Genomic DNA, 20096 nt, shown 5'->3' with positions numbered 1-20096 from the left:
TCATGTCACCAGGCGATCGGCTGGATAGCCTGCTGCGGCGCGAAGAGCTGATTGACAGTGTTGTCGACGATCTTCAGGTCATAAGGCCATTTCTCGCCCTTCACCCACTGGCCGCCGAAGATCGGCGTCTTGCAGATGTTCTTGTGGGGTGAGCCGTCGAACTTGATATGACCGACCAGCGTCTGCAGATCGGTAGCGACCAGAGCGTCACGATTGGCCGCACGGTCGAGCGGATTGGAAGAGCGCTTCAGTATGTCGAGGGCGACCTCGAGCAAGGCATGCGAATAGCCCAGCGGCTGCGTCCACTGGCGCTTCGTATCGGCTTCCCATTGGCTGGCGATGTCGCTGCTGACCTGGCCGGTCAGCGACGACTTGAACGGGAAGGCCGGGGTCCACCAGACCTCCGAGGACATGCCGTTGCCTAGAGGACCCATGGCCTCGACGCCACCCGGGAACAAGAGCGCCGCCGCCACCGTGACCGCCTTCGGCTTGAAGCCCTGCTGGTTGCACTGGGTGACGAAGGTCTTCAGATCGTCGGGATAGGTAATGCCGCCGATGATCTCGCAGCCCTGCTTCTTGAACTCGGCTATCTGTGCGGAAAAATCATTGGTGCGGGGCTGGAAATAGCCGGGCACCACGACCTCGTAGCCGGCCTTGCGGGTCGGCGCTGGCAAGCCATATTCGTCGTTGCCCCAGGTCTCGCCGTCGATGTTCTGGGGGAACAGCATCCCGACCTTCTTGTTGGTCTCCAGATGGTTCCAGAGCCCGACGAAGGTGTTCAACGCCTCGTCGAGGCCCCAGAAGAAATGATAGGTCCAGTCGAAGGTCTGCTTGCCGCCGCCGCGCGGCATGATCACCGCTTGCCAGGGAGCGCCCGAGGAAATGCAGGGCGTTTCATAAAGCTCGGCCTGCTCGGCCGCGGGCAGGATCGTGTCGGTGGTCGAGGCCGGCACGAGCAGATGCACCTCGTCGTTCAGGATCAGATTGCCGGCGATTTCCGATGCCTTGTTCGGATTGGACTGGCTGTCGCGGTCAAGAATCTCGATTTCGTAGGTATTGCCGTCGGCGCATTGCAGTTGGCCGCCGAGCAGGGCGCGGATCTTCTGCAAGGTGTAGCCATCCGTTTCACCAAACAGGGCGAGCGGTCCGGTCGTCGGGCTGAGATAGCCGAGCTTGATCTTTCCCGCCGTCGCGGCGCGCACATAGGCCGGCATGCCAAGCGTGCTGGCGGCAAGGCCGGCTCCAATCCCCTTCAGGACGCTTCGGCGGCTGGGCCGCAAGCCCGATTTCACCAGTCTGTTGTAGTAGCTCATCGTCGGTTCCTCCCTGGGTTAAGTTTCTCCGGCCCACGGGACCGGTCTCAGTTCAAAGCGGCTTCAGGTCATCCTCAGCAGTGAGCCGCCATCGATTACGATCAGCGAGCCCGTGACGTAAGACGCGGCCGGCGACGCCAGATAAAGCGCCAGGCCCTTGATCTCTTCCGGGTCGCCGATCCGACCGAGCAGCGACTGGGCCTCGAAGGCCTTGCGGTCCGCCGGATTGCGCAGCCGGCCGCCGGCGATGTTGGTGATGAACGGTCCGGGCAGGATGGCATTGATGCGGATGTTGTAGGCGCCAAGCTCCATCGCCATGTGGCGAACGAGATGGTTCACCGCGGCCTTGGCGGGCATGTAGGGCGTGCCCACGATGCTCTCGTTGATCAGCGATGCAATGGACGACGTGACGATGATCTGGCCGCCGCCATTCGGCTTCATGTGCCGGACGGCATGCTTGATCGTGGTGTAGACCGAGGTCAGGTTGATCTCCATCACCTTGTCCCAGTGCTCGTCGGGCAGGTTCTCGATGGCGCCCTCGGGGTTCCTTTCGCCCGTCGGGGTGTTGAAGCCCGGCCCGGCATCGATCCCGGCATTGGCGAACACGACATCGATCGAGCCCGCCTTCCCGGCGACCTTGTCGAAGGCTGCGGCCATGGCCGCGCGGTCGCCGACATTGACAACCTGGCCCCAGACATCGCCACCCACCGCCCTGATCGCGGCCACGGTCGTGTCAAGCCCGGCAGGGTTCAGGTCGAAGATACAGACCTTCGCCCCGTGCTCGGCCATGATCTCGGCATAGGCCTGCCCGATGCCGCTGGCGCCCCCGGTGACGATCACCGACTTGCCTCTGACATCGAACATCTTTTCAAGTGCGGCCATCAGTTTCCTCCCTTGTGCGACAGCACGAAATCGAACTCCACGTCGTAGAACGGGGCCGCAACCTCGACCCTGGCGGCAGCTTCGGCGTCCTCGATCTTGCGGAATTCGGCGAGCAGGCTCTTCTTCACGCCGAAGACGGCATCTGAATCGATGTACGGGTCGTCCGGGTCGAAGATGTGCGTGGTCAGCGCTTCGAAGCCCTCGGCCTCGACGATGTAGTGGAGATGCGCCGGACGATTGGGGTGACGCCCCAGGGCGCCCAGCAGCTTGCCGACCGGGCCATCATCCGGGATCGGGTAGTATTTGGGCTTCACGCCGCGGAACCAGTAGCGCCCGTCCGCGCCGGTGCGGAAGACGCCGCGCAGGTTGAAGTCGGGTTGGATGCCCTTCTGCTGCACGTCGTAGAAGCCCTCGTCATTGGCCTGCCAGACGTCGATCTTGGCGCCTGCGATCGGCTTGCCCTCGGTATCGAGGATGCGGCCATGCACGAACATGGGCTCGCCCTTCTGGTCGAGGCAGATGTTCGAGCCCATCGGCAGTTCGGGCGCATCGGCGACGTGGAAGGGTCCCAGCACCGTCGATTCCGAGGCGCCCGACGGCTTGCGGTTGTTGATCGCATCGACCAGCATCGAGACACCGAGAACATCCGACAGCAGGATGTATTCCTGCCGCCACTCGTTGCAGATCTGGCCTGTCCGCGTCAGGAACATGATCGCGCCGAACCATTCCTCCTGTGTCGGCTCGATCTCCTTCACCGCCTCGTGCAGCTTGCGGGTGATGACCTCCATCACCTCTTTGAGTCGCTCGTCCTTGGCGTTCCTGTTCCGCGCCACCACGACCTCGGCCGAGTTCGCTTCGGTGAAATAGCCGGATTCGTGTTCGTCGATCATGCGATCCTCCTCAGCGCGCCAGAACGGATTTGAAGACCCGGCGCAGTTCGGCCGCCGGATCGGCCGCCAGCGTTTCGGAACGCCAGGCAACATGATGGTCGGGACGAACGATCAGGCAGCCGTTGTCGCGGATCTCCCGCGCGCCGGCCCAGTCGCCGGTATGATCCTCGATCGCGCGACGCGGGCCGATCACATGGCTGCGGATCGGCAGACCGAGTTCCGCGCCCACCGTCTCCGCCGCTGCGACCCACGCCTCGCCGCCAATGCCGGTCAACAGCGTGAACTCGCCATGCCCGCAAAGATCGAGCGTCGAGACTTTCCTGCCGGAGCGCTCGAAGACCCAGACATGCGGCAAGCGCGCACCGGGCCACGTTGTCGGCGCATAATGCAGCTCGCGATCCTTCTCGAAAGGCGGCTCGCGCTGGCCGTCGGTCACCACCGCGCCGGAGGCATAGCGCTGGTTCATCTCGACGCCATGGGCGTCGAACTCGTACTTCTTGAAGGCGATGGCCTTGCGGAGCGCCTCGCGCTGCGCTTCGGCGACGGGCGTCGCATCGGCGCGAGCCTCCATGTTCCTGTGGATCTTGTCGTGATCCACGCCGCCGTCCATGCCGAGCGCCTCGAAGATCGGTCCGAATTCGGCGATGGACTGGTTCGCCCGTGTCACGATCTGGCGCGCGATCGGTGCGCGCTCGGCCGAGAAGCTGTCCAGAAGCCCGACCCCCGCCTGCCCCTTGACGACCTTGGCAAGCTTCCAGGCGAGGTTGAACCCGTCCTGGATCGATGTGTTCGAGCCGAGCCCGTTCGAGGGCGGATGCCGGTGCGCGGCATCGCCCATGATGAACACCCGCCCCTTCTGCATGTGCGTGGCGAAGCAGTTGTTCACGGTCCAGGTGTTGGCGCCCAGGAGCTCGATCTCGAGCGCGGGATCTCCGACCAGTTGACGCGCGACGCTGGTGGCCAGTTCCGGCGTCACTTCAGGCGGCGGCTGGTTGATGTCGTAGCCCCAGACGATCAGCCATTCGTCCCACGGCCGCACCATGCGCACGAGACCCATGCCGATGCCGCCGACGTCGGCGCCGGGCTGCATGACCCAGTAGAGGACGCTCGGCCGGTGGGCGACATATTTCGAGAGATCAGCCCTGAACAGGATGTTCATCGAGCCGCCAACGCCCATCTTGCCCTCGAGCGGCAGGCCCAGATGCTCGGCCACCAGCGAGTTGCCGCCGTCGGCGCCGACGAGGAACTTCGACCGCACGGTGAAATCCTTGCCCGACAGCCGATCGTGGCAGGTCGTGGTCACGCCGTCCGCATCCTGGACATGGCTGACATATTCCGTGCTCATGCGGGCCTGCGTGCCGCGGGCGCAGGCCGACTTGAACAGGATCGGCTCCATGAAGGTCTGCGGCAGATCGTTCATGAAGCAGGGAGACGACAGGAGATGTTCGGCCTTGGAGAGCGGATGGACGCCCCAGCTCTTCATGCGGCCGATCTCCTCGCCGGCCAGGCTTTCGCAGAACACGTTCTCGCCCATCAGCTCCTGCGGGGAGGCGTGCATCATGGCCTCGGCCTCTACCTCCGGCCCAAGGTCGCGCAGCACTTCCATCGTGCGCTGGTTGGTGATGTGGGCACGCGGCGTGTTCGACAACCAGCGATAGCGATTGACGATCATGTTGGCGACGCCGTAGCTGGACAGCAGCGCGGCGGTGGCCGAGCCGGCCGGGCCAGTGCCGACGATCAGCACGTCGGTTTCGATATCCGCCATCAAATTCCTCCCTCGATCTTCGGACCGGTCAGCCTGCGGCGAACCGGAAACAGGTGCAGGCCCTTGCGGGACGCGATCAGGCCCCACAGCCCCTTTGGTGCAAAAAGCATTACGACGACGGCGATGAGGCCGAGCGTCATCAAGTACCAGCTGCCGTAGTCGGCCAACGCCGAGCGCAGCGCAAAGAAGACCAGCACACCGAGGATCGGCCCCTCGATGGTGCCGATGCCGCCGATGACGACTATGAAGATGACGTTGGCGGTCCAGTCGGTGACGGCAAAGGCCGCTCCCGGCGAGATGCGGGCCGTCTGCAGAAAGATCAGCGCGCCGATCAGCCCGGTGGCGGCCGCGGCGATCAGAAAGACCGCCCATCTGAGCCGGCCGGTATCGACGCCGACCGATTGCGCCGCGTCGACATTGTCGCGCACCGCCGCCAGCGCCAGCCCGAGGCGATTGCGCAGCAGCCAATAGATGCCGCCGGTCACCGCCACGACCAGCGCCAAGGCCAGCCAGTAGGCCAGGACGTCGCGTGCCGCGGCCTCGCGGACGCCGAACAGCGCCCTGATCGCATCGGTGCCCAGGATGCTGCTCGTCGCCTCGCGCGGCAGCGAAGTGCCGGTGCCGCCGCCGAGCGCCTTCCACTGCGCGACCAGCAGGCGCGTCACTTCAGCGATTACCCAGGTGCCGATGGCGAAATAGGCGCCCTGCAAACGGAATGCGAAGAAGGCCGTCGGAACCGCCAGCACCAGCGCCGCAAGCCCCCCCAGTGGGATCGCCAGGACCGGATTCCAGCCAAGCAGGATCACGCCGGCGAACATCGCGTAGGCGCCGATGCCGACGAAGGCCTGCTGACCCACCGAGACCAGGCCGCCATAGCCCGCCAGAAGGTTCCATATCTGCGCCAGCGTCAGCATGGTGAGGATGAAGAACAGATCCTGTATGACGCCCCGCGAGGCCACGGCAGGCAGCGCGAGCGCGGCGACGATGACGATCGGCACCGTGATCGCGGTTACGGTTCCGGCGCGGGTGCGGGTTGTCAGTCGATACATGCCGCCCCTCAATCCACTGCGCGCGGAAAAAGCCCGCGCGGTTTGAGCAGCATCACGGCCAGGAAGGCGATGTGGCCGGCCAGGATCTGCCATTCCGGATTGAGCGCGGCACCAAACGTCTGCGCCACGCCGATGATGATCCCGCCCGCGAGCGTTCCCCATAGGCTGCCGAGGCCGCCGATGATCACCGCCTCGAAGGCATAGATCAGCCGCGCCGGCCCGATCGAAGGATCGAAGTTTGCCCGCATGCCGAGATAGAGGGCCGCCAGCGTCACCACGACCATGGCGATCCCGGTGGCGATCGCGAAAATCCGCTTCGGTTCTATCCCCATCAGCCCCGCCGTCACGGCGTCGTCCGAGGTGGCGCGGAAGGCACGGCCGAGCGCGGTGTGGTAAAAGAGCCCGTTCAGGGCAATGATCATCACGATCGCCGAGGCAAAGGTCATCAGCGGCATGATCCCCACCGTGACCAGCCCGAGATCGAGCGATGCCCCTTCCAACGCGCCCACCGGAATACGGCGGCTGTCGGCGGAGAAGGCCTCGAGCAGGCCGTTCTGCAGGGCGACCGACAGGCCGAAGGTGACCAAAAGCGGCGGCAGGATGTCCTTGCCCAGCACGCGGTTCAGCACGGCGGCCTGCAGCAGCCAGCCGAGCGCGAACATCGCCGGCATGGCGACCAGGGCAGCGATCCAGGGCGACAGGCCGAGCAGCGTGACGCCCATCAAAACCAGATAGGCGGCAAGGATGATGAGGTCGCCATGGGCGAGATTCACCAGCCGCATGATGCCGAAGACGAGGCTCAATCCCGCTGCAAATAGGGCATAGAGCCCGCCCAGCAGAATCCCCTGCACGAGGGTGTCCAGCCAGATCATCGCCGCGCCACCTCGATCAGGCCACAAGAGCGCTGCGCGAGCAGATGACGGAGCCTCGGTTTCCGGATCATGCCGCCACTCCGAAATAGGCAGAATGGATGTCTTCGCGCTTGACCTCGGCCGCCCTGGCGGCCAGCGTGACGCGGCCCTCCATCATGCAGTAGACACGGTCGGCGACCGCCAGCGCCTTGCCGATATCCTGCTCCACCAGCACGATCGCGGCGCCGCCTTCGCGGATCCTGGGAAGGGCTGCGTAGATGTCGCGGATGACGACGGGCGCGAGGCCGAGGCTGATCTCGTCGCAGAGCAGCAATTCGGGGTTCGACATCAGCGCCCGGCCGATCGCCACCATCTGCTGCTGGCCGCCCGAGAGCGCTGTGCCGGGGCTCTTGCGCCGCTCGCGCAGGATCGGAAAAAGATCATAGACCGCGTCGAGGTTCCACGGCCCCGGCACCTTGCGCGCCTGCCCGCCGACCAGCAGGTTTTCCTCGACAGTCAGCGAAGGGAACAGTCGGCGCCCCTCCGGCACCATGGCGATACCGCGCTTCATGATCTCGGCCGACGACAGCGCGCCGATCGACTCGCCTCTGTGCAGCACCATACCGGGCTCGTTGCCGATCACGCCCGTGATCGAGCGCATCAGCGTGGATTTTCCGGCGCCATTGGCGCCGATAATCGCCACGCATTCGCCCGCGGCCACGCTGATATCCACACCGAACAGCGCCCGGAACTGGCCGTAATTCGCGGTGAGGCCACGCGTTTCCAGCATCAGACCTCGAGCCCCAGATAGATTTCGCGAACCGCCTTCGAGGCCATGATCTCATCAGGCGCACCGATCCCGATCACACGCCCGAAATCCAGCACGAGAAGCCGCTCTACCACCGAATTCAGGGCGTGCAGCACATGCTCGATCCAGATGATTGTCGTGCCCCTGGCGTGGATCGCCTTGATCGTCGCGACCAGGGCCTTGCATTCGCCCTCCGTCAGACCGCCGGCGATCTCGTCCAGAAGCAGAAGCTCAGGGCCTGTCGCCAGGGCGCGGGCGAGTTCGAGGCGCTTGCGGTCGAGAAGGCTCAGCGAGCCGGCCACGAAATTGGCCTTCCTGAGAAGCTCCGTCTCCTCGAGGATACCAGCGCAATCGTCGACCATCTCGGCCTCGCGTCCGCCGCGGCCGAAAGCGGCAGCGGTCAAGAGATTTTCGAACACGGTCAGCCCCTCGAAAGGCTGCGGAATCTGGAAGCTGCGGCCAACGCCCATGCGCACCCGCTCCATCGCCGGAGCACGGGTCACGTCGCGGCCGAGCAATTCGATGCGCCCCTCATTGGCAAACAGATTGCCGGTGATCAGGTTGAAGAGCGTCGATTTTCCCGCGCCGTTCGGGCCGATAATGCCCAGCGCTTCGCCGCGCGGCACGCTGACGGTCACGGAATCCGCAACCTTCAGGGCGCCGAAGGACTTCGAAACGTTTTCCAGCCTGAGTATCATCACTATCATCCTTGGGTCGCGCCGAACGAGGGCGGCGGTATCAGCCGCCCTCGGCAGCGTCAGGCCAGGGCTTCCATCTTGCCGGCGGTGGGTATCTCGGAGGCGCCGGCGTTTTCGACGATCACCAGATCGAAGCCGCCACCGGCCTTCTTGCGCCACTGCCCGCCAACGAGCGGTGTCTTGCAGACGTTCTTCGCGGCGAAAGGTGGCAATCCCGCACCGCTCCAGGCCACTTTGCCCACCACCGTCGTCATGTCGGTGGCCGCTATCGCCGCCGCGATCGCCTCGGCATTGGTTGGATCCGACACGCGGCCCATGACATTGGCCGCCACCTCGAACAGCGAATGGACAAAACCGATCGGCTGGGTCCAGGGACGGCCGGTCTTGGCGGTGAAATCCGCAGCGAGTTCGGCCGAACTCTCGCCCGTCAGCGACGATTTGAACGGATGCGAGGCCGACCACCAGACCTCGGACGAGAGGTTGTGGCCAGCATCGCCGAGCGTCTCGACCGATTGCGGAAAAAGGATCGCCTTGGCGACCGTCACCGCCTTGGGGTTGAAGCCCTGCTGGCGGGCCTGGTTCCAGAAGGTGGTGAAGTCGGGGGGAATGACCACCCCGGTAACGATCTCGGCATTGGCGGCTTTGAAGGCGTTGACCTGCGCGGTGAAATCGTCCGAAAGGTTCTGATAGCGGCCAGGATCGGCAAGGCTGAAGCCGGCGGCATCGAGGCCGGGCTTCAATCCATTCTTCGGGTCGCCCCAGGCATTGCCGTCGGCATCGTTGGGGAACAGCCCGCCCACCTTGCCGTTGGTGGAAAGCTGTTTCCACATGCCGGTGTAGACGGCGATGATGTCTTCGAGACCCCAGAAATAATGATAGGCGAAGTTGAAAGGCTTCCACGAGGCCGGATCGGCCGGATTGCCCTGCTGGCCGATGAACCAGGGCTGCCACGGCGCCATCGTCGAGATGACCGGCACGCCCTCCGCCTCGCAGGTGGTGGCCACAGGGTTGGTGTTCTCGGGTGTCGAGCCGACGAGCATCAGGTTGATCTCGTCATCGACGATCAAGCTCTTCGCCACCTCGGCCGCGCGATTGGGATTCGACTGGCTGTCCTTGACGATGACCTCGAAGTTCTTGCCCGCCTCGGAAGCGAGGAAGGCCTTGATGTTGTAGGCATCGCTCTCCGCGAAGCCGGCAAGCGGCCCGGTCTGCGGCGAAACATAGCCCAGGCGGATCTTGGCGCCTTGCGCGATGGCCGGCGTCGCCAGGCGCGAACCGGCCAGCGCCAGGCCTGTCGCCGCCGAGGCTTTCAGTAGGCTGCGTCTTGTGATCACTGTAGTTCCTCCCTCTTGTTTTATTCTCAAGCCCCCGGACGGCGTCCCTCCCACGCCACCTGAAGGAGTTCCCTTATCGATCCCGGATCGATTGGCCTCGGATTGGCATAGGCATTCTTGACCGCGATCGCCGCCGCGCGGTCGAGATCGGTCTCCTCGATGCCGATCGCCTTCAAGCTCAGCGGAGAGCCGACCGACTGTGCGAAATCCCAGAGCCCGCCGCCCGCCGAGCCGCCGCCGAATGCCTCGGCGATGGGGCGCAGCAGATCGGGCACTGCCGCTTCGTTGAAGGCGGTCGTGTAGGGCAGCAGGATGGCGTGGGTTTCGGCATGCGGCGTATCGAACGAGCCGCCGAAGACATGCGCCAGCTTGTGATGCAGCGCCATCGAGACATAGCCGAGTGCGGTCGAGCAGCACCACGCCGCATAGAGCGCCTGCGTCCGCGCCGCGCGATCCTGCGGGTCGCCGATCAGCCTTGGAATGCCGTCCTTGAAGGCAATCATGGCATCCCTGCACATCAGCACGATCACCGGGTTGCGATCGGGGGCATAGAAGGCCTCCATCGCATGAGCGATCGCGTTCATCGCCGAGGTCACGGTGAGACCTACCGGCAGACTCAATGTCAGATCGACGTCGTAGATCACCGTCTCGGGGCGGATGTCCGGCGAGCGGCGGGTGGTCTTCTCACCGGCCGCCGTCTCGCCGAGGATGTCAGTCATTTCCGAGCCGGCATAGGTGGTGGGAATGACCACCTGGTCGGCGCCGGTGCGCACGGCAATGGCCTTGCCGAGCCCGGTGGTCGAGCCGCCGCCAAGACTGACGACCGCCGAAGCGCCGCTGCTGCGGAAGGCATCGACGGCCTTTTCCGTGACCTCGACAGGGGTATGCATGACCGCGCCGGCAAAGATCCCGGCCGCGAGGCCACCAAGGCTTGCGGCCAGTCTTTCCGCATCGCCCTTCTGATGCGATGTCGACAGCACCATCACCTTGTCATGGCCGAGCCGCCGGACTTCCTCTTCGACGCGAGCCATGCTGCCGGCACCGAAGACCACCCGTGTCGTCAGGCCAGGAAAGGTGAAGCTGTCCATCATCGCGCCGCCTCCATGCGCGGGCCACGCCCGGCCGCGAGGTCGTCGAGGATCGTGCCCAGCATGGCGATCTCGGCGTCCGAGACCTCATGGCCGCGGCCCGGGAACAGATCGGCCCGCAGGCTCGCGCCAAACCGGCCCAGCGATTGCGCGGCATCGGCAAACGCCGAGACCGGAATCCAGGGATCAGCATCGCCACCGGAAAGATAGATCGGCATTCCGGCCGGCGCCGCCTCGGATCTTTCGTCCGCCGGAACGCCGACACGGCAGCCCGTGAAGGCCGCCAAAGCGTCCGGCGGCGGCAGCCCCGCGCAGAGATACTCGATCGAGAGACACGCCCCTTGCGAGAAGCCCGCGAGAAGAAGCGGCAGTCCGGGCAGTTCGGCCCGCGCCGCGACCATTGCGGCCGCAAGGTGGTCGAGCGCATCCGAAAGCTGCGCGCGGGCGACCGGCGTCAACGGATCGACGGCACGCGCCTCCCACCAGATGCCGTGCGGTGCACGCGGCAGGATGAAGGCCACGGCGGACGCGGAAAGCCGCGACAGCACATGCGACTGCATCTCTTCGGGCGATTGGCCGCGGCCGTGGACGAAGACGCAGATCGCCTTCGCCTCCGGGCCTCTTGGCCCAAGCCGGAGCGGACCGCTGCCTGAACTCACGTGAAATCCGCCTCTTCCAGGCCGGCCTGCAATTCGCTCTCGCGGTCCTTGAACCACGGCGGGAAGACCAGCGTCTTGCCGATCTGGCCCGGAGGCTCATCCTTGGCCCAGCCTTCCGGCGTGGTCCAGGCAATTTCGAACAGCGCGCCTCCGGGCGAGCGGACATAGCAGGACTTGAAGTAGTTGCGGTCCTTCTGCTCCGATATATCGGTGAAGCCGAGGCCCTCTATATGGGCGCGCAGTTTCAGCTGGTTCTCTTCGTCGCCGGTGTTGAGGGCTAGATGGTGGATGGTGCCGCCAGCCAGCGTCCAGGTGCCCTGCGGGCTGTCGCGATCGACAATGACCTCCACGCGCTGCGCGACGCCGGCCGCGTCCGGCACGCGGAACACAAGCCCCTCGTGGTCATCGGCCTCTTTCTCCATCGGCAATGCGATGGTCAGGAAGTCGTCCATGGCGGTGCGGTCCATCACCGCCACCACGGCGCCGTAGATTCCCTTGATGCCGTGGGCCTTGCCGATGCCCTGCGTTTCGTTGGCGATGGGCGCGCGTGGATCCCTGTCGCTTTCCACCAGCTCATGCGGGATGCCGCAGGGATGTGCGAAAGCCGCACGGTCGGCGCCAAAACGAGTGATCTTGATGGCCTCGATGCCGCGCGCGTTCAACCGGTCGACCCAGAAATCCACGGCCCCCTTGGGGATCGACTGCATGATGGTACGCGACTGGTTGGATCCGCGGCGGCCATAGACGCCTGGCTTGCGGAACGGGAAGGTGGTGATGATCGTCGAGGCATCGCCGTTGGGCGAGCCGTAATAGAGGTGATAGACCGGGATGACGCCGTCGAACAAGACGGTGCGCTTGACCGAATGCAGGCCCAGTGCCTTGGTATAGAAATCAAAATCTTCCTGAGCGCTGTCCGTCGAGAGCGTCAAATGGTGGTAGCCGCTGACACGTGCCATCGGTCATCTCCTCCCAGAGGTTTCGGTTTCGCCCCGCCGCTGCGGACAGAGCACGAGGTTGAGGTCGAGCGCGTGCTTCCGTTTTCCTCCGTTGGGCGGCAGCGCGCGGAACTCGGCCATGAGTTCGGGCTTGACCCCGAAGATCGCATCCCGGCCGATCGCGGGGTCCGACCGGTCGAAGATGTGGGTCGTCAGCGTTTCGAAGCCCTCCGCCGAGACGCGAAAATGGATGTGGGCCGGCCGCTCGAGGCCAAGGCCAAGCGCCGACATCAATTGGCCGACTGGGCCGTCCGACGGCAGCGTGTAGCCCTTCGGCTTCACCGTCGTGAAGCGGAACCGCCCCTGCGGATCGGTACGGAAGCGCCCGCGCAGATTGAATTCAGGCTGCTTATCAGGTTCCTGGTTCTCGTAGAGACCCTCGGCATTGGCCTGCCATATCTCGACCATCGTATCGCCGATCCCCGCGCCGTCGAGCGCGACGATCCGGCCGGCAACTTCCAGCGGCTCACCCTTGTGATCGCGCGAGATGTTCGCGCCGAGCGGCATCTCCGGCACGTCGGCCCGGTAGAAGGGGCCGGCCAGGGTGTTTGGGGTCGCCCCAACAGGGCGCGGGCTGTTCTGATCCTCGATCAGCGAAGACACGCCCAGGACGTCGGCGAACAGCACCCATTCCTGGCGCCGCGCATCGGCGTAGTGGCCAACCTCGGTCAGAAAATCGATCGCCTGCCGGAATTCCTCGCCGGAGGGGCGCAACTCGACGATCAGCGCGTGCAAACCGTCGACGGCTGCCTGTGCCGCCGCCGCCAGGCGGGACTGGCCCATTGCCGTCAGGCGCCGTGAGAATTCCTCGGCCTGCGTCGAGATCGCCTTGGGGAATTCATCTCGCTTCGGGTCGTGCTGGCCGTGCATTCCGCCGGGGCCTCCCTTCCCCTTGCCAAGCGGGATAGCACGGCCCGACGCGATGCTTGATGAGATGTGGCGTCCCTTGTATAGCGTTTTGCTATGAAGCTGAACGAGCGCCACCTCATGCAGCTCGCTGCGGTGCTGGATGCAGGCGGCGTGTCGGAAGGAGCCGCTATGCTGGGCCTGACCCAGCCGGCAGTCAGTCGATCGCTGGCCATGCTGGAGGCACGGGTGGGCGAGCCGCTTTTCCTCAAGGGTCGCCGGCCCCTGCAGGCGACACCGCTCGGCTTCCAGCTGGCGGCGCAGGGCCGCACGATGATCACCGCGTCGCGCAAGGCGTCGGATGCGGTGCAGGGCTTCATGAAAGGCACCAAGGGCGTCGTCCGTGTCGGCGGCGTGCCTTTCTTCATGGATGCGATGATCAGCCGGATGATCGGAGAATTCCAGAAGCTCGAGCCCGAGGTCACCGTCCAGCAAAGCTACATGAACCTGCCCGAGATGGTCGCGGCGCTGGAGAGCAACCAGATCGATCTCGGGATCGTGCCGATCGGCGTGCTAGACCTGGGACCCGGCTTCGAATTCACGGAAATCCTGCCCGGACGCAACGTCGTGGCTTGCCGGCCCGACCATCCCCTGCTGCGAAATCGCCGCCTCAGGGCGCATGACCTGACCAGCTTTCCCTGGGTTGCCCCCCTACCCGGCTCTCCGCTGATGTCGGACCTGCAGATGATCCTGATGAGCATCGGCATGTCGGACCTCAACGTCCGCTATTCGGGAGGCTCGCTGATGAGCGTGATCAACTTCCTTGCCGAAACCGATGCGCTGGCGGTGCTGCCATTCTCCGTGGTCTTCGCGCAGCGCAAGGAAAACCGGGTGACGGTGCTACCCTATGAAATTCCGCAGCCCAGCCGCTCGCTTGGAATCCTGCGCCGGGTCAGCGGGCCACGCTCGCCCGCGGCAGAGCGCTTCGCCGGCCACGTCACGACCGCCTTCGAGAATCTGAAGCACATCATCAAACGGCACGAGAATGCCGTCGTCTGGGGGCGGTAATCCGGCCTCGCTATTCGAATGATGCGGTGGCGTCACATAACGCGCATGTTTCCTCCAGCCGGAGGCGCTTCATCCCCGCGTCGCCGGTTAGGCTCGACGGCCGCCCGCCCCCAAAAGCCGTCGGGCCGCCAGAAATCCCGATATCCTATTGGCTCTCCCTCCTCCACCTCGCCATCACTGCGTAAACGCCTTGGACATCTGGTCCACAAAGGGTTTCAACAGATAGGACCAGACATTGCGTTCATCGGTGCGGATATGAACCTCGGCGGGCATACCTGGCCTCAGCACCTTCGCTTCGGTCAGGCAGTTCGATTTGCTTTCAACCTTGATACGCGCCGAGAAATAGGAAAGCTGACGTTGCGGATCTTTAATCAGATCTGCCGAGATGTGTTTCACTGACCCTTGGCAGACCGGAGTGGTTCCCACGTCGAACGCCGGAAAACGGATCGATACCGGCTGCCCCGGGCGGACGTCGTCGACCCGCGACGGCGGGATCAGCGCGTCCACCACAAGATCATCGGCATCAGGTACGATGGTCATGAGCATCTCGCCAGGCGCGATAACGCCGCCGACGGTATGGACAGCCGATTCCTGTATCGTTCCGGACTGCGGCGCGCGGATCGTTGTCTTGGTCAATTCATCCTGGGCCACAATCCTCCGTTCGTTGAGTTCGGTCTGCTTAGCTTCCGTCTCGCGGAGTTCGGTCGTCACGTCAGTGCGCCTTTGGTCATCCAGTTGCAGCATCTGCAACCCCGTTTCGCTGATGCGCGCCTGCGCTTCAGCTACTGCTGCAGCGAGGCGCCCCGATTCTCCCCTGGCCCGGGTGGCATCCAGCTTGATGTTGCTTAGCCTCTCCTTGGAGACGAGTTTTTTGGCGTAGAGGGAATCAACGTCCGCGAAATCCTTGTTCAGCAGAGCAACCGATTCATCCACCGCGCTCTGTTGCGCCTTAAGGCCGTCGATCTGACGTTCAAGTTGCTGGGATTGGCTTCTCAACTGTGCCTTCTGTCCAGCCAAAGCCGAAGCGCGCGTTTCAAAGAGAGCGCGCTCGCCATTGACGAGCGCAGCCAGCTCCGGCTGGTTCATTCGCGCCTTCAGGCCGGCCGGCAGCTGCATTTCCGCCAGGCCCGTGCGCTCGGCCTCCAACCGGGCGAGGCGGACGGTCGCGCGATCGAGATCCTCACTGATGATTTGCAGGTTCGCACGAGGCAGCGTGTCATCCAGTCTGACCAGCACGTCGCCGGCTCGTACATGATCTCCGTCCTGCGCGAAGATCCCGCCCACTGTGCCTCCGGTTTGATGCTGGACCTTCTTGACGTTGGTTTCCACCACCACGGTGGCTGGTGCAACCACAGCGCCGGCGATGTTGGTCAACCCCAGCCACAGACCACCGCCAAGAACCAGCAGACCGGTAATCGCCAAGCCGAATATCAGGTTGGCCCGTATACCGTCCGACAGATCTGGCGCGCTCACGGCAGGCGGTTTGCTGCCACGAAGGGTCCGAGCATACGACGAGAAGGTGACGAATGTTTCGAGCAGAGCCTCATGCATGCCCGGCAACCCCCGGTATCGGCGCCAAAGAAGATGGCCGAGGTGGAACAGGCGGTGACGGTCGGAGCACGTTCGCCAAGACCTCTTCGCGCGAGCCAAAGGCATGAACCGTCCCATTCGACATAACCAGTACCTGATCGATGTTGGCGAGAGCTGAGGGACGATGCGCAACGACAATGACGATGCCTCCGCGCTGACGCACTGCCCGTATGGCGCCGGCCAGGGCAGCGTCCCCGTCCACGTCGAGGTTCGAGTTCGGTTCGTCGAGCACGACAAGAAACGGCTCGCCATAAAGTGCTCGGGCGAGACCCACGAGTTGCCTCTGCCCTGCCGACAGGGCCGCTCCGCCCTCGCCGATGCGGGTCTGAAATCCCTGGGGGAGTTGCATTATCATTTTCTCGACGCCGGCTGCTCTTGCCGCCGCAAGGACGCCTTTTGGATCCGTCTTGCCTCGGAACCTCGAAATGTTGTCTGCTACCGTGCCGTCAAACAACTCCACATCCTGCGGCATGTAGCCGATATGGGCGCCGAGTTGTTCCGAGTTCCATTGATCGAGAGAGGCGCCGTCCAATCTCACCGAGCCATGGAGCGGCTTCCACACCCCGACCAACGAACGCACCAAAGTTGTCTTGCCGGAACCGCTTGGGCCGATTACGGCCATCCCAGCGCCTCTCGACAGATGGAAGCTCACATTGACCACGGTTGGCTTTGGCAAGCCGGGCGGCGCAATGGTCAATTGCTCGACCGCAAACCGCGCCTGCGGCCGAGGCAACTCCATTGGCTCGTCCTGGCGGCCGAATGCCGCCATGACCGCCGCCAGCTCGGAATAGCTGCGCCGGGCCGACAGAAAGCCTCTCCAGTTTGCGATCGCAGCATCGACCGGGGCCAAGGCGCGGCCAAGCAAAATGGAAGATGCGATGATCACCCCAGGTGAAGCCTCGCCGCCGATCACCAGGTAAGCGCCGAGACCGAGAACACAGGACTGCAACGCCATCCGCAGGGCCTTCGACAGCGAACTGGCGCCACCAACGACGTCCGAGAGACGTTCCTGCTGGGCGAGATAGGCTCGGCTGACGTCGCTCCAGCGTCGAGCCAGTCGACCAGAAAGCCCCATTGCGTGAACGACTTCGGCGTTGCGGCGGCCGGAATCGGCAAGCGCCCGCTGCGACAGCAGCTCCTCCGAGGCACGCGCGGCGGGGCCTCGGCTAAACACTTCCGCAATCGCTGTTAAGAGGACCACGGCGATCGCACCGACCGTCGCCAGCAGGCCGAGCGAAGGATGGAGCAAATAAATGATCAGCAGATAAAAGGGGATCCACGGGGCGTCGAAGATGACCGTGGGTCCCGTTCCGGAGAGAAAGCCGCGCAGTCGGTCAAGATCGTGCAAAGGCTGCAGACGGTCCGCATCACGCCCTGCCTTGAGCGGCAGGGACAGGGAGATGGAGAACACCTTTTGCTGCAAATTCCTATAGAGCCGGCTGCCGATGCGGACCAACACGCGAAGCCGCACGAAATCCAGAAGCCCGTATACGGCATACAGGCCCAGCATTCCGATCGTGAACCCCACCAGGGTCGGAACGCTCTGCGACGGCAGAACGCGATCGTAGATCTGCAACATATAGACCGAACCGGTCAGAGCGAGAATGTTTATCACTGCCGAGAACAGCGCCACGCCAAGCAGCCCAGGCATGCAGGCGAGAATAGCGGAACGGAGCTCGGGAGAACCGGCCCCCGATGTTTTCATGACCAGCGGTCGTTCGCGCGACACTGCCGCGCCGTTACTTCCGTAAGTTGTAATGGCTCAAACCTTTCTTAGTGCGCATAGCAGCCGCTATCCGTCGCCCCCCTTATTACGCTCTGCTTACATACGTCGACTTTGAGGAAAATGCAGCCGATTCGTGGCGTGAACCAGCGAAACGCGACGGCCGACGTCTCCCTGTCTGGGGATAACTTCCCGAAAAATGACGATTTTCGCTAAAGGAATTGGTCAGAACGGAGCCAGCAAAAGAGGCGTATGTCCTTGCTCCCAAACACTTTCAAAGGTGCCACGGTCGGCTGAGCAAAATACCTGCTACTGAGCAACAACTTAGATCAATCAAACATTCTATCCCGTTGTGTTTCGTATTTGATTTCATCCTAATGTAGCAATCACCTAAGCAGACGCGGGGCATAAGTCGAATCAACCAAAGGATCATTGGATGACACTCCATTATGCGTCCGGTGGATCAGCCACCGAAGTCGCAACCGCCGGGTTCAACCTGGTCGATGTTCAATATCTCTCGCAGGTCAATGCTTTGCCGGACGGCATGAAAGGCCTCGTCTATCTCAGCGCCCACGACGGCGTCACCTCCTCTTTCATCGAACAAGTTACGCCCTTTCTCAACAATCCCAAGGTGTTCGGGTTCTTCCTGATGGACGAGCCAGATCCCACCGGCAGATGGGGCACATATGCAAGTGCCGAAACCCTGAAGGCGGAGTCGGACTGGATCCATTCCCATTTTCCAGGCGCCAAGACGTTCATCACCATGATGAATATGGGCTCTCCAACAAACCCGGATTTTTCCAACACGTATAATCCGGCAAATACCGGCATCGACTACTATGGGTTGGACCCCTACCCGGTGCGCGATGACGTGAGCACGGTCGACTACAACATGATCGACAGGGCCGTGGCTGCGGCCGTCAAGTCCGGCATCCCGATCGACAAAATCATTCCAGTCTATCAGACTTTTGGCGGTGGCAACTGGACGACCGACACGGGCGGGAAGCATCAGATGCCGACGCCGGAACAGATGCAAACGATGATAGATCATTGGGCAGCACTGGTTCCGTCGCCTGCCTTCGATTATGCCTATGCCTGGGGCTCGCAGAACGGTGACACAGCTCTGGAAAATTCGCCGGAGTTGCAGGCTTTGTTCCAACAGCACAATCTCCAAAGCACCGGTGGCTCGGCCGCCCCCCCAGTAACCGATCCGATCGATACCACGACCCCGCCTCCAACCGACGTCGCCGCCCCTGCTCCGGCCACGCCTCCGACAGACGCCGCCGCTCCAGTTCCGGCCGCGCCGGCCCCGTCGGACAGCGATCATGTCTTCCATGGCACGCGCGGCGCAGACGTTTTTCACGCGACCACGGGCAATGACAAATATCTCGTCAACAATGCCCATGACAAGGTGATGGAAGCGCCAAGCGGGGGGTTCGACAAGGTCGCGGCCTCGGTGAGTTACGCTCTTACGGCGGGCTCACATATCGAGCAGCTCTCCACCGCCAGTTCGGGTGGCAGGGGGTCCATCAACTTGACCGGCAACGAATTCGATCAAGCTATCTATGGGAATGGCGGCGCCAACAAGATCAATGGTGGCGGTGGCGCCGACAAGATGACCGGCTATGGCGGCAATGACACCTATTACGTCGACAATGCTCACGACAAGGTGGTGGAGCAGAAGGGCAGCGGCATCGATAAAGTCCTCGCCTCTGTGAGTTTCGCCCTATCGGCTGGCTCGCACATCGAACAACTCGCGACCAGCAAGGCGTCCAGCAAGGCCGCGATCGACCTGACGGGCAATGAGTTCGCTCAAACCGTCAAAGGCAACGCCGGCGCCAACAAGATCGACGGCGGCGGTGGAGCCGATACTTTGACCGGCGGCCGCGGCAGTGATGTCTTCGTTTTCAGTACCGCTCTTGGCGACGGAAATGTCGACAGGATCACTGATTTCAACAAAGCCCAGGACAAAATCCACCTCGATCATTCCATCTTTGCCGGTCTCGATCAGGGGGGCCTCTCGTCGGACGCTTTCTTTGCCGGCAAAGCCGCGCATGACAGTTCCGATCACATTGTCTACAACAGTTCGACGGGAGCTCTTTCTTTCGACAGCGACGGCGTCGGAGGCGCAAACCAGATCCATTTCGCGAGCCTCTCTCCGCATCTGTCGATTACCGCATCGTCTTTCCTGGTCACCTGAACCAGCCCAGCGAAGAAATGCTCTAAGAAGTCGGCGAGGCCCCTGGCCTCGCCGACAGATGTTCCGGATGAGTGGACCAACAGCTGACGTGCCGGTTCCGTCCTGAAGACCGGCCACGCAGGCCGAGGGCCGACTTGACGGCCCAGCGCAACCACGCGTCAAAGATTTTTTGCCATCAGCGAACCGCGGAGCTCAGGCACCGCGCCGCCGCAATTGGACACTCGAAAACCTTGGACAACCAAGGTGATGCAGACCAGCCACCCGTACCGGCTCAGGCAAGCACCGCGCTCATCCCGCAAGACACGAGTCGCATGAACGCTCCGGCAATCGCGAGGGA

At 63.4% G+C, this 20096-nt stretch carries 17 protein-coding genes; 2 read left to right on the top strand and 15 right to left on the bottom strand.

All coding sequences use genetic code 11. From position 1 onward, the window contains the following. Nucleotides 1-5: 5 nt before the first annotated feature. The 13 genes from NP503_RS12880 to NP503_RS12820 form a co-directional block, all read right to left on the bottom strand. Nucleotides 6-1313: an ABC transporter substrate-binding protein gene (locus NP503_RS12880; protein ID WP_127266430.1), complete on the bottom strand. Its 1308-nt coding sequence runs from the start codon at nucleotides 1311-1313 to the stop codon at nucleotides 6-8. Between the two features lie 63 nt (nucleotides 1314-1376). Then, on the bottom strand, nucleotides 1377-2195 hold the full coding sequence (locus tag NP503_RS12875; protein ID WP_127266431.1) for an SDR family NAD(P)-dependent oxidoreductase: 819 nt from the start codon (nucleotides 2193-2195) through the stop codon (nucleotides 1377-1379). Continuing rightward, nucleotides 2195-3085 carry an intradiol ring-cleavage dioxygenase gene (locus NP503_RS12870; RefSeq protein ID WP_127266432.1) on the bottom strand — a complete coding sequence of 297 codons (891 nt, stop codon included), beginning with the start codon at nucleotides 3083-3085 and terminating at the stop codon, nucleotides 2195-2197. Before NP503_RS12870 ends, NP503_RS12875 begins: the two co-directional genes overlap by 1 nt. A gap of 10 nt (nucleotides 3086-3095) precedes the next feature. Continuing rightward, nucleotides 3096-4850, bottom strand: coding sequence for an FAD-dependent monooxygenase (locus tag NP503_RS12865; RefSeq protein WP_127266433.1), 1755 nt, complete (start codon nucleotides 4848-4850; stop codon nucleotides 3096-3098). Further along, complete coding sequence (locus tag NP503_RS12860) at nucleotides 4850-5899, bottom strand: branched-chain amino acid ABC transporter permease (RefSeq protein ID WP_127266434.1); 1050 nt, start codon at nucleotides 5897-5899, stop codon at nucleotides 4850-4852. The genes NP503_RS12865 and NP503_RS12860 overlap by 1 nt, the downstream gene beginning before the upstream one ends. Nucleotides 5900-5907: 8 nt before the next feature. Then, nucleotides 5908-6771, bottom strand: a complete 864-nt coding sequence (locus tag NP503_RS12855; protein WP_127266435.1) for a branched-chain amino acid ABC transporter permease — start codon at nucleotides 6769-6771, stop codon at nucleotides 5908-5910. Between the two features lie 67 nt (nucleotides 6772-6838). After that, nucleotides 6839-7540: an ABC transporter ATP-binding protein gene (locus NP503_RS12850; RefSeq protein WP_127266436.1), complete on the bottom strand. Its 702-nt coding sequence runs from the start codon at nucleotides 7538-7540 to the stop codon at nucleotides 6839-6841. Next, nucleotides 7540-8256 (bottom strand): ABC transporter ATP-binding protein, encoded by a 717-nt coding sequence (locus NP503_RS12845; RefSeq protein WP_127266437.1) that lies wholly within the window; start codon nucleotides 8254-8256, stop codon nucleotides 7540-7542. The genes NP503_RS12850 and NP503_RS12845 overlap by 1 nt, the downstream gene beginning before the upstream one ends. Nucleotides 8257-8315: 59 nt before the next feature. Continuing rightward, nucleotides 8316-9590 (bottom strand): ABC transporter substrate-binding protein, encoded by a 1275-nt coding sequence (locus NP503_RS12840; protein WP_127266438.1) that lies wholly within the window; start codon nucleotides 9588-9590, stop codon nucleotides 8316-8318. A 26-nt stretch (nucleotides 9591-9616) separates the two neighbouring features. Further along, nucleotides 9617-10681: a maleylacetate reductase gene (locus NP503_RS12835; protein ID WP_127266439.1), complete on the bottom strand. Its 1065-nt coding sequence runs from the start codon at nucleotides 10679-10681 to the stop codon at nucleotides 9617-9619. Continuing rightward, the gene (locus NP503_RS12830; protein WP_127266440.1) at nucleotides 10678-11337 is read right to left on the bottom strand and encodes an alpha/beta hydrolase; all 660 of its coding nucleotides are present in this window, start codon (nucleotides 11335-11337) and stop codon (nucleotides 10678-10680) included. The genes NP503_RS12835 and NP503_RS12830 overlap by 4 nt, the downstream gene beginning before the upstream one ends. Continuing rightward, complete coding sequence (locus tag NP503_RS12825) at nucleotides 11334-12293, bottom strand: VOC family protein (protein ID WP_127266441.1); 960 nt, start codon at nucleotides 12291-12293, stop codon at nucleotides 11334-11336. The genes NP503_RS12830 and NP503_RS12825 overlap by 4 nt, the downstream gene beginning before the upstream one ends. Nucleotides 12294-12296: 3 nt before the next feature. Then, nucleotides 12297-13202, bottom strand: a complete 906-nt coding sequence (locus NP503_RS12820) for a dioxygenase (RefSeq protein ID WP_127266442.1) — start codon at nucleotides 13200-13202, stop codon at nucleotides 12297-12299. A gap of 93 nt (nucleotides 13203-13295) precedes the next feature. On the opposite strand from NP503_RS12820, the gene NP503_RS12815 reads away from it, so the two are divergent. Then, nucleotides 13296-14246 carry a LysR family transcriptional regulator gene (locus tag NP503_RS12815; RefSeq protein ID WP_127269808.1) on the top strand — a complete coding sequence of 317 codons (951 nt, stop codon included), beginning with the start codon at nucleotides 13296-13298 and terminating at the stop codon, nucleotides 14244-14246. Between the two features lie 174 nt (nucleotides 14247-14420). Here NP503_RS12815 and NP503_RS12810 read toward each other — a convergent pair whose 3' ends face one another. Both NP503_RS12810 and NP503_RS12805 read right to left on the bottom strand, forming a co-directional pair. Next, complete coding sequence (locus NP503_RS12810) at nucleotides 14421-15797, bottom strand: HlyD family type I secretion periplasmic adaptor subunit (protein ID WP_127266444.1); 1377 nt, start codon at nucleotides 15795-15797, stop codon at nucleotides 14421-14423. After that, complete coding sequence (locus tag NP503_RS12805; RefSeq protein WP_164748771.1) at nucleotides 15790-17541, bottom strand: type I secretion system permease/ATPase; 1752 nt, start codon at nucleotides 17539-17541, stop codon at nucleotides 15790-15792. Before NP503_RS12805 ends, NP503_RS12810 begins: the two co-directional genes overlap by 8 nt. 562 nt (nucleotides 17542-18103) lie before the next feature. Here NP503_RS12805 and NP503_RS12800 point away from each other — a divergent pair. Further along, nucleotides 18104-19759 carry a calcium-binding protein gene (locus NP503_RS12800; protein WP_236383136.1) on the top strand — a complete coding sequence of 552 codons (1656 nt, stop codon included), beginning with the start codon at nucleotides 18104-18106 and terminating at the stop codon, nucleotides 19757-19759. Nucleotides 19760-20096 lie beyond the last annotated feature (337 nt).

The organism is Mesorhizobium sp. SEMIA396 (assembly GCF_024518615.1).
Taxonomy (GTDB): Bacteria; Pseudomonadota; Alphaproteobacteria; order Rhizobiales; family Rhizobiaceae; genus Mesorhizobium.
This window is presented reverse-complemented; position numbering and strand designations above follow the sequence as displayed.